The following is a 13,440-nucleotide window of genomic DNA, read 5'->3' as shown; positions in this document are numbered from 1 at the left end:
GGAACTGACAGGGCGTCAACTGGTCGCCGCTGCGCCTCAGCCCGCTTCCGGCAGGCGCACCTCCAGCATGCCGTCCCGCTCCCGTGCCTCGAAGCTGGGCTGCGGTGCGGTGGCGGGGCCGCGTACGTTCCAGCCGTCCGAGAGCCGGAAGGTGCTGCCGTGCCAGGGGCAGGTCACACAGCCCTCGGCCACCGTGCCCTGGGACAGCGGGCCCGACTGGTGGGCGCACCGGTCGGCCAGCACCCGTACCGGCCCCCCGGGCTCGCGGTAGACCAGCAACCCGACCTCGCCGAGCATGGCGCTCGCCGGCTGGCCGACGGGGAAACTGTCGGCCTTGCCCACCGGGTGCCAGCCGGGTTCGACGAGGTGCGGCACCGGCTCGGTCTTGTTGGGGCCCGCCGACTGCCGGAAGGCGAGGTGGCCGCCGATCAGCCCGCCCACACCGGCGACGGTCAGCCCCCCGAAGCCCAGCAGCCGCCCCCGGCACTCGCGGCCGCGCAGCCGGGCCGCCAGGGAAGCCGTGTACAGACCGAGGGCCGCGACGTTGGCCGCCGCGTGGACCAGTCCCACACGCAACTGCGGCTTGTGCAGCTCTGTCCAGTCGGTCGCGCCGCTGACCGCCGCGGGAAGCGCGGCGAGCACCCCGGTGCCGATCAGCACCCGGCCGGCGCGGCGCGTACCGGGCAACAGGTCCAGCAGCGCCGCCGAGGACCAGGCACCGATGGGGACCTGCACCAGCGCGGGGTGCAGCGGGTGTCCCAGCCAGGTGCCGTGCAGTACGTCGCGGAACCTGCTGAGCGGACTCTTCTTGACGGCGCTCTGGAGCGGGCCGATCGCGGGGTCCAGGGCGCTGAGCGTACCCAGCCTGTCGAGCCACGCGGGGAGCGAAGAAGCTTCGGACGGCGTTGCAGCCGATGTCTCGGACGACTTGGACGACGTTTCGGAGGACATATCGCTCCGGTTGCCACACCTGGCCATGGACAAACGGTCCGCGCCGCGCACCACTCTGTCAGCCGCCGTTCCGGCACGCCCTGGCTGTGTCGTGCCCCTGTTTCGGCGCCTTGCGGCATGGGGACCCGGGCGGAGGTCCATCGAGCAGAGACCGAAGTCCACCGAGCAGCAAGGAGTCGAGATGACTACGGCACACGACATCATGAGCCCCGGCGCCGACTGTGTGCGGACCGACCAGACAGCGGCGGACGCGGCGGAGCTGATGACCGAGCTGGGCGTGGGTGCGCTGCCCATCTGCGGGAAGGACAACAAGCTCAAGGGTGTCGTCACCGACCGCGATCTGGTGGTCAAGGTGCTGGGGCCCGGCCGCGATCCGGCGACCTTCCCCGCCGGCAGCCTGAACCAGGCGGAGGCCGTCACCATCGGCGCCGACGACAGCACCGAGGAGGTGCTGGAGACCATGTCGCGGCACCAGGTGCGACGGCTCCCGGTGATCGACGGTGACCAGCTCGTCGGAATGGTCGCGGTCGCCGATGTCGCCCGCTCCCTGCCGCACCCGGAGACGGGGCGGCTGCTGGAGGCCCTCTCGGCGGACTGACCGGGGGGGCAGCCCGCGGTTCGGTCCGCGGTCCGAACCGCGATCCGGGCCGCGTTCGCCGCCGTTGGTGTGCCGTGGCGGGGGCGTACGAGGCAACCGGGCACCCGGGGCGTTTGCCGCCTGGGCGGCGGGGCACTGAGGTATGCGGTCTTCGAGGAGGGCGACCGCATGACACACTCTCGGGCCCGTGCCGCCCGGCGGGCCGCACTGCGCAAGGCCGCCGAGCGCGGGTTCAAAGCCGCGGACCAGAGACTGCCCGTGGCCGCGGGTGGGAAGGCGCTGCTGCGCAAGGCGTTCCCCGAGCACTGGTCCTTCCTCCTCGGGGAGCTCGCCCTCTACAGTCTTCTCGTCCTGCTGATGACGGGGGTCTACCTCACCCTGTTCTTCGACGCGGACATGACGCAGATCCGCTATGACGGCGCCTATCGTCCGCTGCGCGGCCGGCCGATGTCGGTGGCCTACGCCTCGACGCTGGAGATCAGCTTCGAGGTCCGCGGCGGACTGCTGGTCCGTCAGATCCACCACTGGGCCGCGCTGATCTTCATCAGCGCCATCGGGCTGCACATGCTGCGGATCTTCTTCACGGGGGCCTTCCGCAAGCCGCGGGACATCAACTGGGTGATCGGGCTGACGCTCTTCGTCCTGGCGCTCGCCGAGGGCTTCTCCGGCTACTCGCTCCCCGACGACCTGCTCTCGGGTACGGGGCTGCGCATCGCGCAGGGCATCATGCTCTCGATCCCCGTCGTGGGCACCTACGTCGCGCTGTTCGCGTTCGGCGGTGAGTATCCGGGCGACGAGATCATCGACCGGCTCTATCCGCTGCACATCCTGCTGCTCCCGGGGCTGCTGCTCGCCCTGGTGGTGGCCCATCTCATCCTGGTGGTGATCCTCCAGCACACGCACTGGAGCGGACCCGGCAGAACCAACAGGAACGTGGTCGGCCATGCGATGGTGCCGCAGTTCGCCGCCCGGTCGACGGGGCTGTTCTTCATGGTCGCCGGGGCGCTGGGGATCCTCGGCGCGGTAGCGCAGATCAACCCGGTCTGGAACTACGGGCCGTACCAGCCGGGCCAAGTGTCCACGGCCGCGCAGCCGGACTGGTACGTCGGCTTCCTGGAGGGGTCACTGCGGCTGATGCCGCCGTTCGAGACGACGCTGTTCGGGCACACCGTGATGTGGAACGTGCTGGTGCCCGCCGTCATCCTGCCCGCGCTGCTGTTCCTCGTCCTGTACGCGTATCCCCTCTTCGAGCAGTGGATCACCGGCGGGGACGAGACGCCGCACGTGTGCGACCGTCCCCGGAACCGTCCCGTACGCACCGGCCTCGGCGTCGCCGGGGTGACCTTCTACGGCGTGCTGCTGTTGGCCGGCGGGAACGATGTACTGGCGCACACCTTCGACGTCTCCCTCAACGCCCTGACCTGGGCGTTCCGCGTCCTGCTCGTAGTGGGGCCGCCGCTGGCGTTCCTGCTGGCGAAGCGGCTGTGTCTGGCCCTGCAGAAGCTGGACGCCGAGCGCGTCACCGAGGGCGAGGAAACCAGCCATGTGCGGCAGTCGGTGGAGGGCACCTTCAGCGCCGACCACGAGCCGCTGCCGCAGGCCGAGAAGTTCCGGCTGGCGGCCCAGCGCTTCCCGCGCCCGCTCGACGCACAGGCGGCGGCGAGCCGCGCAGCGCGGCTGCGGGCGGCGCTCAGCCGCTGGTACTACCAGGACTCGCCGGCCCGGCAGTGGCGGACCATCGGCCACCAGCGCGAGCGCGCCCAGACCGCGGTCTCGGGCCTGCGCGCCGAGCAGCGCAAGGGCCGGGCGGTCAGTGGTCGGTCTGCGCGTACTGGAAAGCGAACCCGAACACTCCGGCGCCGGTGAGACCGACGCCGATCAGGGCCAGCCACAGGCCGAAGACGGTGCCGGTGCCCAGCGTCGCCACGCCCAGCGCGGTCAGCACCGGGTAGGGGCTGCGGGCTGGAAAGAAGTCCAGCGGCCCGCCCCGCTCGTGGATCTCCCCGTCCCTGCGGTCCTCCGGCCGTACGCCGCGGCGCTTGTACTGCACCGTGAGGAAGAACGAGACCAGTGAGGCCATCAGAGTTGCGATCAGCACGGCGGCTGTGCCCGCCGGATCGTCGCCGTAGAGCGCGTAGGGGATGGTGACGCAGGCGAAGAAGAGCGCGACGCCGGCGAACAGAATGGCTTCGAGCTTCATCAGGGGCTCCCCTTCATGGGCGTCCGCTTCGAGGCTGGGTCCTGCATGGCGGGCGTCGGCGGGCTGGGCGGCTCGTCAGGGCCCACGGGCCGCACTCCGGGGCTCTCCGGCGCGCCCGGGGCCACGATCGCCGCTCCCTCCTCGGCCTCGGGGTGGTGCAGCCAGAAGGCGGGCGAGTCGGAGCGGATGTTGGGCAGGGCGACGAAGTTGTGCCGGGGCGGCGGGCAGGAGGTCACCCACTCCAGGGAGCGCCCGAAGCCCCAGGGGTCGTCCTCGGTGACCTTCTCGGTGTGTGTCGTCGTCCACCAGACGTTGTAGAGGAAGACCAGGGTGGACACGCCGAGGGTGAACGCGCCGATCGAGGAGACGGTGTTCAGCGCCGTGAAGCCGTCGGCCGGCAGATAGTCCGCGTACCGGCGCGGCATCCCGTTGGCGCCGAGCCAGTGCTGCACCAGGAACGTCGTCTGGAAGCCGACGAGCGTCAGCCAGAAGTGCACCTTGCCCAGACGCTCGCCCAGCATCCGGCCGGTCAGCTTCGGCCACCAGAAGTAGAAGCCGCCGAACATGGCGAAGACGACGGTGCCGAAGAGGACGTAGTGCAGATGGGCGACGATGAAGTAGCTGTCGGTGGCGTGGAAGTCCAGCGGCGGGGAGGCGATCAGGACGCCGCTGAGTCCGCCGAGCAGGAAGGTGACGAGGAATCCGACGGCCCACAGCATCGGTGTCTCGAAGCTCAGCGAGCCCTTCCACATGGTGCCGATCCAGTTGAAGAACTTCACCCCGGTCGGCACGGCGATCAGGAAGGACATCAGGGAGAAGAAGGGCAGCAGCACGGCACCGGTGGCGAACATGTGGTGCGCCCATACGACGGCGGAGAGCATGGCGATGCTGGCCGTCGCGGCGACCAGCCCGATGTAGCCGAACAGCGGCTTACGGCTGAAGACCGGCAGGATCTCGCTGATGATGCCGAAGAACGGCAGCGCGACGATGTAGACCTCCGGGTGCCCGAAGAACCAGAACATGTGCTGCCACAGGATCGCGCCGCCGTTGGCCGGGTCGTAGATGTGCGAGCCGAACTTCCGGTCCGCCTCCAGCGCCAGCAGCGCCGCCGACAGCACCGGGAAGGCGAACAGCGCCAGGATCGAGGTGAACAGCACGTTCCAGGTGAACAGCGGCATCCGGAACATCGTCATGCCGGGGGCGCGCAGGCAGATGATGGTGGTGATGAAGTTGACGGCACCGAGAATGGTGCTCAGCCCCGCCACGGCCAGCCCCATGGTCCACAGATCACCGCCGGTGCTGGGGGTGTACTTGGGGCCGTTGAGCGGGGCGTACGCGAACCAGCCGAAGTCCGCCGCGCCGTTGGGGGTCAGGAATCCGCCGACCACCATCAGCCCGCCGAACAGATACACCCAGTAGGTGAAGGCGTTCAGCCGGGGGAAGGCGACATCGGGGGCGCCGATCTGCAGCGGCATGACGGCGTTGGCGAACCCCGCGAACAGCGGGGTGGCGAACAGCAGCATCATGATCGTGCCGTGCACGGTGAACAGCTGGTTGTACTGCTCCTGGGAGACCAGCTGCATCCCGGGGTGGGCCAGCTCGGCCCGCATCATCAGGGCCATCGCGCCGGCGGCGAGGAAGAAGCAGAAGGACGTGACGAGGTAGAGGTTGCCGATCACCTTGTGGTCGGTCGTCGTCAACCACCGCACTGTCGCCTCCGCGATTCGGCCGAACGTTGTGGTTGGGCCCGCCGACTTTCCGCCGGACCCTGGATCGCTGTGGTTGCTCGCCGTCGCGGCGGACATGGTGGCGGGGGCTGCGCCCCCACCGCCCCCGGTTGCGGCAGCCCCTGAGGCGCAGCCTCGCGTTTGTTTCCGCCGGAGCGGCGAGCAACCACTGGGGGCACCTCCCGGCCGAAGGCTGGGGGAGAGGGTCCGGCGGAGGTGCGAGCACCGCAACGACAGGAGTAGCCCGCTTGCCGGTGCGGAAACCGGATCGGGGTGACATGAACCCCCTTGCGGGTGAACCGCCCCGGGGCGGGGGAGCGCATGTCCGCGGCTGATCACCCACTCAGCTCCGGGCAGCGCGGCCCACAGCCAGGGCTGCCGCACCCGCGGCCAAGACGGCGGGTGCCCCGAGGCGCGCGGCGCGGCGGTACCAGGGCGGTGCGGGCTTCACCGTGCGCTCCGGCCCGTGAGGGCCCTGGCCAGTTTCCCGACGGCGATCAGCCGGCCGGCACGTGGCGGCCCGGGGACCGCGGGGTCGGTCTTGGCGGGGATCTCCCCGGTACGCGAGGTGCGGGGCAGGTGCGAGGTGCTGGTGCGGTCGGGTGTGTGGGCCATGCGGGTCGCCTTCAATCACGTTCGTCGATCGAGCCGTCACCGTGGGTGAAACCGAGCCCGGTGAACGGCCCAGCACCTTTCGCGGCCTCCCTCTGCTGTCCCTCGGCTCTCCGCGGTCCACCCGGCGGCGACCGCGCGCGGTCATGGGTACCTCGCCCACCGGCCGTGAAACGGTCCCCATAGCTGAGCAGCGACGCGTTTGCGGGCGTCCGCGGCGTGGGACCCGGGCCGGGACCGTCGCGTCGACCATGTGAATGGGAGTACCAATGGCGCAGCAAGTAGCCGACTACGTTCTTCAGCGCCTCCGCGAATGGGGCGTGCACCGGGTCTTCGGGTACCCCGGCGACGGCATCAACGGCATGCTGGGCGCCTTCGACCGCGCCAAGGGCGATCCGGAGTTCATCCAGACCCGGCACGAGGAGATGGCCGCGTTCATGGCGTGCGGGCACGCCAAGTTCACCGGTGAGGTCGGGGTCTGCGCCGCCACGTCGGGACCCGGCGCGATCCATCTGCTCAACGGGCTCTACGACGCCAAGCTGGACCACCAGCCGGTGGTGGCCATCGTCGGGCAGCAGAAACGGCTCGCCCAGGGCACCCACTACCAGCAGGAAGTCGGCCTCGAACAGCTCTTCTCGGATGTGTCGGAGTACTGCCAGATCGTGATGCATCCGGGGCAGATGCGGCATGTGCTCGACTCCGCGTTCAAGACGGCACTGACGACGCGCGGCGTCGCCACGGTCATCGTTCCTGAGGACATCCAGGAGTCGGAGGCGCAGCCCTCCCCGCCCAAGACGCACGGCTCGGTCTACTCCAGCGTCGGCTGGAGCCGGCCGCGGGTGCTGCCCAACAAGGACGAGCTGCGCAAGGCCGCCGACATCCTCAACGAGGGCAAGAAGGTCGCCATCCTCATCGGCCAGGGCGCCGCCGACGCCGAGGCCGAGGTCGTCGAAGTGGCCGAACTGCTGGGCGCGGGGGTCGCCAAGGCGCTGCTGGGCCGCGAAGTCGTCCCGGACGACCTGCCGTTCGTGACGGGCCCGATCGGGCTGCTGGGCAGCAAGGCCAGCGACGACATGATCATGAACTGCGACACTTTGTTCATGATCGGCAGCAGCTTCCCGTACGCGGAGTGGCTGCCCGACGAGGGCCAGTGCAAGGGCGTCGAGATCGATATCGACGGCCGGATGATCGGCATCCGGTACCCCATGGACGCACATCTGGTCGGCGACTCCCAGGAGACGCTCAGGGAGCTGATCCCGCTGCTGCAGCGCAAGGAGGACCGCTCCTGGCGCAAGCAGATCGAGGAGAACATCCGCGCCTGGAACGCCGTCCTGGAGAAGCGGGCCGCGCAGACCTTCGACGGCAAGATCAATCCGCAGGCGGTGGCCCACGAGGTCTCCTCGCTGCTGCCGGACGGCGCCATCCTCACCGCGGACTCGGGCTCGGCGACCAACTGGTGGGCGCGCCACATCAAGCTCCGCAAGGGAATGCAGGCTTCCCTCTCCGGCACCCTGGCCACCATGGGCCCTGGAGTTCCGTACGCGATCGCGGCGCGCTTCGCCTACCCGGACCGGCCGGTGATCGCCTTCGTCGGTGACGGTGCCTTCCAGATGAACGGCATGAACGAGATGATCACCGTCAAGCGCTATGCGGACCGGATGGCGGGCTCACCGCCGCTGGTCTTCTGCGTCCTCAACAACCAGGACCTCAACCAGGTCACCTGGGAACAGCGCGCCATGGGCGGCGACCCCAAGTACCCGGGCTCCCAGTACATCCCGGACTTCCCGTACGCCGAGTACGCGGAGCTGGCGGGGCTGCGCGGTATCCGCTGCGACGAGCCGAAGAAGGTCACCTCCTCCTGGGAGGAGGCGCTGGCGGCCGACCGCCCGGTCGTGCTGGAGTTCGTGGTGGACAACGAGATCGCCCCGATCCCGCCGCACATCATGAAGGAGCAGGCCAAGAAGGCCGTCAAGGCGGGGATTCGCGATCCCGAACGCGGCGGTATCGCGGCGCGCGGCTTTCGCCAAAAGCTGACGGAGGTCACCGAGCATCTGCCGGGCCGCAAACATTGAGGGAGTCGGACGTTGTGGTTGCGGCTTTCGACGATTCCGCCGCACCCTCGCCGTCGTGGACGCGCCCCGTAAGGGGCGCGGGGAACTGCGCGCCCAGCCACCAGGCACCCGCAGTCTGCGGGCGTCCGGCAGGGGCAGCCCTCTGCCCAGAATGGGCGAGGGCAAGGCATGAAGTGCGCGGCGCCCCTGGGGAATTCGGCGGTCTACCTGACGGAGCATCGGCGCATAGCTAACGTGAACGCATGGATGACAGGGACGCTGACCACGACCCCGCTGACGCCTGGCCACTCCCTCCTGTGTGGATGTGGGGGTGTGAGAAGTGCATCGAGCTGTACAAGGGGATGAAGCACGCCTGTGAGGTGACCAACGCAGCGCGGGAGGAGTACGGTCCGGCGTTCGACTGCGATCCGTTCGACACGGTGCTCACCAGCCAGATCCGGCTCGCCGAGCACCTCGTCACCCAGCACGCGGACGACATCCCCGCCGAGGACCCGGCGTGCGGCAAGTGCACCTCGCCGGAGATGCTGCACCTGCCCCGGCGCTTCGTGCTGGAGCACCGCGCACGCCACCTGTTCGCCCCACCGAGCATTGTGGACCTGCTGTGACCCCCTGGGCCCGTAACCCCCTGGGCCCGTAACCCCCTGGGCCGGTGACGTCCTGGGAGGGGGTGCTATGCCGTCGGCTTGAGACCTACCGCGGCCCAGCAGCCGACCTCCTCAGGGCTGATCGAACCGGGCGGGCGGCGCATGCCGTCCTGGCTGTCCGCCATGTCCGGGCGCCAGTCGCAGGTGGCCACGATGCCGGGCTCGACGAGGGAGAGGCCGGCCGCGGCGAAGAACTCGCGGACCTCGTCCGTGCCGCGCAACTGCACGGTGATGCCCTGCGATCCGTAGATCTCGACGACCTTGCGGAGCGTGACGTCGAGCTCGTCGGTGCCGTGGGAGAGCACCAGGGCGCTGCCGGGGGCGAGCGCGTCGACAAGGGTGCGGACGATGCCCTGCGGGTCGTCGGCGTCGCCGACGAAGTGCAGCAGGGCGACGAGGGAGAGCGCGACGGGCTGCTCGAAGTCGAGGGTGCTGCGTGCATGGTCGAGGATGCGCTTCGGGTCCCGTACGTCGGCTTCGATGTAGTCCGTCGCACCCTCCGGCGTACCGGTCATCAGTGCCCGGGCGTAGGTGAGCACGATCGGGTCGTTGTCGGCGTAGACGACCCGGCAAGTCGGCTCCTCCCGCTGGACGACCTGGTGCAGATTGGGGGCGCTGGGGATACCGGTGCCGATGTCCAGGAACTGCCGGATGCCCTGCTCACGGGCCAGACTGCGGACCGCACGGTGCATGAACTCGCGGTTCTCCCGGGCCGCGGTCAGCACATTGGGGAGGGCGGCCATCGCCTGCGCCGCCACCTGGCGGTCCGGACCGTAGTTGGTCTTGCCCCCGAGGAAGTAGTCGTACATCCGGGCCGAGTGTGCCTTGGCTCCGGTCGACTCGGGCATCTGGTGGCTCATGTGCGGCGGCTCCTGAGTAGCGGACAGGGGCAACTACTTTCGTACACAAGGCGTTTGAAATCCAGGCAGTCCCCGGAAGTCCGGACCGGCGGACTTCCGGGGACTGCACACTGAGGCACACTCAGCGACGCTCAGGGACGCGCAGGGACGCGTCGCTCAGGACTTCGGGCTCTTCGCCTTGATCCGCAGGAACGTCACCGAGTTCGGCGGGAACGTGTGGGTGAACTCGTCACCGACGCCGCGCAGCGTGGAGCGGCCGGGTTGGATCGGCCGGTCCGTTTCGGTGTTGACCGCGTCCGGGTCACCTTCGAGCGTGGTCAGCTGGGCCGTGTCACCGACGGCCGTGCCGCGGCCGAGCGCAACACGGGTCCTGGCCTGCGCGTCTTGCGCGTTGACCACCTTGACGACGAGTTCGCCGTGCTTGTCGTCGTAGGTGACGACCTGGCGGAAGGGTTCGGCGGGCGCCGAGGGTGTTCCGGAGGCTGTGCTGGGCACGACCCGGTCACCCACGTTGTTCATGAACAGCTTCTGCGTCTCGTAGCTGGCCGAGCCCCATGAGGCGTGGTTGTTGAACCAGATCATGTCGGGCTTCCACTGCACATAGTCCTCGTTGGCGAGCAGCGGCGCGTACGAGGCCAGCTTGACGACGTCGGCGTTGCGCTCCAGCCCGGTCATGAACGCGGCTTCGGCGAGCGCGTTGCGGAAGCGGTTGTCGCGGGAGGCGTACTCGCCGAGGAAGACCTTGGGCCCCTTGCGGTCGTAGTTGTCGTAACGGTCGTTGTTCTCCAGGAACCACTCGGGGCTGTTGTAGTAGTGCTCGTCGACCATGTCCACACCGGATTGCCGGTTGAGCTCCCAGTGCCGGTCGAAGACCTGCCCGGAGTCGTCGGGGCCGGAGTTGCTGATGACGGTGATGTCCGGGTACTTGGCCTCGATGGCCTTACGGAACTCCTTGAAGCGGGCGTGGAACTCGTCGGGAAGGTTCTCCTCGTTGCCGACTTCGAGGTGCGTGAGGCCGAACGGTTTCGGGTGGCCCATCTCGGCCCGCTTGGCGCCCCATTCGGAGGTCGTGGGACCGTTGGCGAACTCGATCAGGTCGAGCGTGTCCTGGATGTGGCGCTTGAGGAGCGCCGGGTCGTCGGTCACCTTGTTCTGGCCGCAGCCGGTCACCAGCGCGGGGACGACGGGCAGTGGCATGGCTCCGGTGTCCTCGGCGAACTGGAAGTACTCGTAGTAGCCGAGGCCGTAGGACTGGTTGTAGCCCCAGACGTTGGCGTTGGTCGCCCGCTGTTCGACCGGGCCGATTGTGTCCTTCCACTGGTAGGAGCGGCGGCGCTCGAAGTCGGGCGCTTCGTAGCCTTTGTGGCTGCCGGTGTTGACGAGGCAGCCGCCGGGGAAGCGGAGGAAGCCGGGATCGAGGTCGGCGATCTTCTGGGCGAGGTCGGGGCGCATCCCGTTCGGCCGGTTCTTGAACGTCTTACGGGGGAAGAGCGAGACCTCGTCCAGCCGTAGCGTGCCGGAGCCGCCGGCGGCGACGGTCAGCCTGCCGTCGTTGCTGGTCTGTTCGGCGGTGAGGGTGCCGGTGTACTTGGCCCAGCGGTCGCCACGCGCGGTGAGGCGCAGCGGCTCGGCGAGGGCGCCCGCCGATTTCGCGTCGGCCGCCGATTTCGCATCGGTGAGGGAGACGGTCAGCGGGGTGCCCGAGGGGCGGTCGGTGCGCGCCCATACGGAGAAGTCGTACCGCTCGCCCTTGCGTACGGCCAGGCCGGAGTTGTAGCCGGAGTTGGTGAGGCGGAAGTCCTCGTTCCCGCCGGTGAGGGAGGCCCGCAGATAGTTCCGGTTGCGGGTGTTGAGGCGGGCGTCGTCGTTCGCCACTTGCGCGGTGCCCGGCCCGGAGGCGGTCCAGGCGGTCATGGGCGTGTACTGCTCGTTGTCCGCCTTGTCGTACTCGAAGGAGCGGTTCTGGACGAGTTCCGCGTAGAGCCCGCCGTCAGCGGCGCGGTTGATGTCTTCGTAGAAGACGCCGTACATGGACTTGTCGATGTCCGGGCCGCGCTCCCCGGCGTCGACGGTGAGGGTGTAGTCCGTCGTCGGGGCAGCGGGCTCGCCGGAGGCGACGGCCGGGACGATCCCGACCGTGCAGGCGAGCAGGGCGCCGATGGCGAGCCGGAGACGTGGCCGCAGCCATCTTCTGGCAGGTGCGCGTGGCCCGGTGGGGCGGGTCTTCATCTGCTCCTCCTCGACTCAGCTGTTCGAGATATCGAATGCAGTTCGGTATTGCGCAAGCTGAGAATGAGGGAGCCCACAGCCACGGGTCAATGAGCGTGCAGCGAACTTGGATTGGCGCGGCGCGAGGTGTTGACAGCCGAAACGCGGAGCCCTTCACTGGTGCCGCCTTATCGAACGATGACCGAAATATCGAACAGCACTTTCCGCCCAGGCCGAGGAGCCCAGGACCGATGACGACGAGCAGACGCACACTTCTGGCAGCGACCACCGGCGTCGCAGCAGCAGCCGCCACCACCTCAGCGGCCAAGGCCGCAGCGCCGACGACGGCCACCCGCAGCACAGCAGGCGGCCATCAGCCGCCTGTCCGGGAGCACTTCGGCAAGCTGGACAACGGTGACCGCGTCGACCGCTGGACGCTCGCCAATGGCGGAACCCGGCTGCGTGTGCTCTCCTACGGCGGCATCGTCCAGTCCCTGGAGATCCCCGACCGGCGGGGCCGTACGGCAAACGTCTCGCTCGGCTTCGACGCGCTGGACGACTACGTGGCGGACAGCCCCTACTTCGGCGCCCTGATCGGCCGTTACGGCAACCGCATAGCGGGCGCGAAGTTCACCCTGGACGGCAAGACGTACCAACTGCCCGCCAACGACGACTCCAACAGCCTGCACGGCGGCACCAAGGGGTTCGACAAGCGGGTGTGGGACGTCGAGCCGTATCGCAACGGCCCGGACGTCGGCCTCACGCTGCGGTATGTCAGCCGGGACGGGGAGATGGGCTACCCCGGCAAACTGCGCACCAAGGTCCGCTATCTCCTCACTCCGCGCGGCGAGTTGCGTATCGACTACACGGCGACGACGGACAAGGCCACGGTCGTCAATCTCACCAACCACACCTATTTCAACCTCGCCGGTGCGGGCAGCGGCAGCATCGAGGGCCATACGCTGCGCATCGCCGCCTCCCGCTACACCCCCGTCGACAAGGCCCTCATCCCCACGGGCGCACTGGCGCGGGTCGCCGGGACGCCGTTCGACTTCCGCAACGGCAAGCCGATCGGCCAGGACCTCCGCGAGGGGCATCCGCAGATCCTGCGGGGCCAGGGATACGACCACAACTTCGTTCTCGACAAGGGCATCACCGACCAGCCGCGCCCGGTGATCACGGTGACCGAGCCGGAGTCGGGCCGTACGATGCGGGTCTCCACCACCGAGCCCGGCGTGCAGTTCTACAGCGGCAACTTCCTCGACGGCACCCTCAAGGGCGCCTCCGGCCGCGTCTACCGCGCGGGGGACGGCTTCTGCCTGGAGACCCAGCACTTCCCCGATTCGCCGAACCAGCCGGACTTCCCCTCGACGGTGCTGCGCCCGGGTCAGAAGTACCGGTCCACGACCGTCTACTCCTTCGGCACGGACCGGTGACGGTGACGGCGCACAGGTGACGGTGACGGCGCACAGGTGACGGTGACGGCGGACGGGCGAGAGGGGCGGCGGGGCGGTGAGAGGGGCGGCGGGGCGGTGAGAGGGACGGTGGGCCGGTGGGCGCTGGACCAT

At 69.1% G+C, this 13,440-nt stretch carries 11 protein-coding genes; 5 read left to right on the top strand and 6 right to left on the bottom strand.

Translation table 11 applies throughout. The features are described 5' to 3' along the window. Window positions 1–36: 36 nt before the first annotated feature. Window positions 37–951 carry a Rieske 2Fe-2S domain-containing protein gene (locus ACTWQF_RS06070; RefSeq protein ID WP_443277783.1) on the bottom strand — a complete coding sequence of 305 codons (915 nt, stop codon included), beginning with the start codon at window positions 949–951 and terminating at the stop codon, window positions 37–39. A gap of 181 nt (window positions 952–1,132) precedes the next feature. On the opposite strand from ACTWQF_RS06070, the gene ACTWQF_RS06065 reads away from it, so the two are divergent. Both ACTWQF_RS06065 and qcrB read left to right on the top strand, forming a co-directional pair. Then, the gene (locus ACTWQF_RS06065; protein WP_443277781.1) at window positions 1,133–1,549 is read left to right on the top strand and encodes a CBS domain-containing protein; all 417 of its coding nucleotides are present in this window, start codon (window positions 1,133–1,135) and stop codon (window positions 1,547–1,549) included. 168 nt (window positions 1,550–1,717) lie between these two features. After that, window positions 1,718–3,415, top strand: a complete 1,698-nt coding sequence (gene qcrB / locus ACTWQF_RS06060; RefSeq protein WP_443277779.1) for a cytochrome bc1 complex cytochrome b subunit — start codon at window positions 1,718–1,720, stop codon at window positions 3,413–3,415. Here the strand turns inward: qcrB and ctaF are convergent. The 3 genes from ctaF to ACTWQF_RS06045 all read right to left on the bottom strand — a co-directional run bounded on the left by ctaF (window position 3,360) and on the right by ACTWQF_RS06045 (window position 6,091). After that, window positions 3,360–3,749: an aa3-type cytochrome oxidase subunit IV gene (gene ctaF, locus ACTWQF_RS06055; RefSeq protein ID WP_443277777.1), complete on the bottom strand. Its 390-nt coding sequence runs from the start codon at window positions 3,747–3,749 to the stop codon at window positions 3,360–3,362. The genes qcrB and ctaF overlap by 56 nt on opposite strands. Further along, the gene (ctaD, locus tag ACTWQF_RS06050) at window positions 3,749–5,554 is read right to left on the bottom strand and encodes an aa3-type cytochrome oxidase subunit I (protein ID WP_443277775.1); all 1,806 of its coding nucleotides are present in this window, start codon (window positions 5,552–5,554) and stop codon (window positions 3,749–3,751) included. The genes ctaF and ctaD overlap by 1 nt, the downstream gene beginning before the upstream one ends. Before the next feature lie 369 nt (window positions 5,555–5,923). Then, entirely contained in the window at window positions 5,924–6,091 is a 168-nt protein-coding gene (locus tag ACTWQF_RS06045; protein WP_443277773.1) for a hypothetical protein, read from the bottom strand. Window positions 6,092–6,357: 266 nt separating this feature from the next. Between ACTWQF_RS06045 and ACTWQF_RS06040 the strand changes: the two genes are divergently transcribed. Together ACTWQF_RS06040 and ACTWQF_RS06035 are read left to right on the top strand one after the other, a co-directional pair. Then, complete coding sequence (locus ACTWQF_RS06040) at window positions 6,358–8,160, top strand: thiamine pyrophosphate-requiring protein (RefSeq protein WP_443277771.1); 1,803 nt, start codon at window positions 6,358–6,360, stop codon at window positions 8,158–8,160. Between the two features lie 242 nt (window positions 8,161–8,402). Continuing rightward, complete coding sequence (locus ACTWQF_RS06035) at window positions 8,403–8,765, top strand: hypothetical protein (protein ID WP_443277769.1); 363 nt, start codon at window positions 8,403–8,405, stop codon at window positions 8,763–8,765. A gap of 65 nt (window positions 8,766–8,830) precedes the next feature. Here the strand turns inward: ACTWQF_RS06035 and ACTWQF_RS06030 are convergent, their stop codons facing one another. After that, entirely contained in the window at window positions 8,831–9,664 is an 834-nt protein-coding gene (locus tag ACTWQF_RS06030) for an SAM-dependent methyltransferase (protein ID WP_443277767.1), read from the bottom strand. Window positions 9,665–9,820: 156 nt separating this feature from the next. Further along, window positions 9,821–11,893, bottom strand: coding sequence for an alpha-L-arabinofuranosidase C-terminal domain-containing protein (locus tag ACTWQF_RS06025; protein WP_443277765.1), 2,073 nt, complete (start codon window positions 11,891–11,893; stop codon window positions 9,821–9,823). Window positions 11,894–12,123: 230 nt separating this feature from the next. Here ACTWQF_RS06025 and ACTWQF_RS06020 point away from each other — a divergent pair, with 230 nt between their 5' ends. Next, on the top strand, window positions 12,124–13,308 hold the full coding sequence (locus ACTWQF_RS06020; protein WP_443277763.1) for an aldose epimerase family protein: 1,185 nt from the start codon (window positions 12,124–12,126) through the stop codon (window positions 13,306–13,308). Window positions 13,309–13,440: the final 132 nt, after the last annotated feature.

The organism is Streptomyces sp. 8N114 (genome assembly GCF_052245835.1).
Taxonomy (GTDB): domain Bacteria; phylum Actinomycetota; class Actinomycetes; order Streptomycetales; family Streptomycetaceae; genus Streptomyces.
The sequence above is the reverse complement of the archived record's forward strand: the minus strand, read 5'-3'. Positions and strand labels throughout refer to the sequence as shown.

What these genes read in the sequence shown, in the direction of transcription:
- ACTWQF_RS06035 (WP_443277769.1), top strand. Translation starts at nt 8,403, where the DNA reads ATGGATGACAGGGACGCTGACCACGACCCCGCTGACGCCTGGCCACTC.
- ACTWQF_RS06020 (WP_443277763.1), top strand. Translation starts at nt 12,124, where the DNA reads ATGACGACGAGCAGACGCACACTTCTGGCAGCGACCACCGGCGTCGCA.
- ctaD (WP_443277775.1), bottom strand. Translation starts at nt 5,554, where the DNA reads ATGTCCGCCGCGACGGCGAGCAACCACAGCGATCCAGGGTCCGGCGGA.
- ACTWQF_RS06040 (WP_443277771.1), top strand. Translation starts at nt 6,358, where the DNA reads ATGGCGCAGCAAGTAGCCGACTACGTTCTTCAGCGCCTCCGCGAATGG.
- ACTWQF_RS06065 (WP_443277781.1), top strand. Translation starts at nt 1,133, where the DNA reads ATGACTACGGCACACGACATCATGAGCCCCGGCGCCGACTGTGTGCGG.
- ACTWQF_RS06070 (WP_443277783.1), bottom strand. Translation starts at nt 951, where the DNA reads ATGTCCTCCGAAACGTCGTCCAAGTCGTCCGAGACATCGGCTGCAACG.
- ACTWQF_RS06030 (WP_443277767.1), bottom strand. Translation starts at nt 9,664, where the DNA reads ATGAGCCACCAGATGCCCGAGTCGACCGGAGCCAAGGCACACTCGGCC.
- ctaF (WP_443277777.1), bottom strand. Translation starts at nt 3,749, where the DNA reads ATGAAGCTCGAAGCCATTCTGTTCGCCGGCGTCGCGCTCTTCTTCGCC.
- ACTWQF_RS06025 (WP_443277765.1), bottom strand. Translation starts at nt 11,893, where the DNA reads ATGAAGACCCGCCCCACCGGGCCACGCGCACCTGCCAGAAGATGGCTG.
- qcrB (WP_443277779.1), top strand. Translation starts at nt 1,718, where the DNA reads ATGACACACTCTCGGGCCCGTGCCGCCCGGCGGGCCGCACTGCGCAAG.
- ACTWQF_RS06045 (WP_443277773.1), bottom strand. Translation starts at nt 6,091, where the DNA reads ATGGCCCACACACCCGACCGCACCAGCACCTCGCACCTGCCCCGCACC.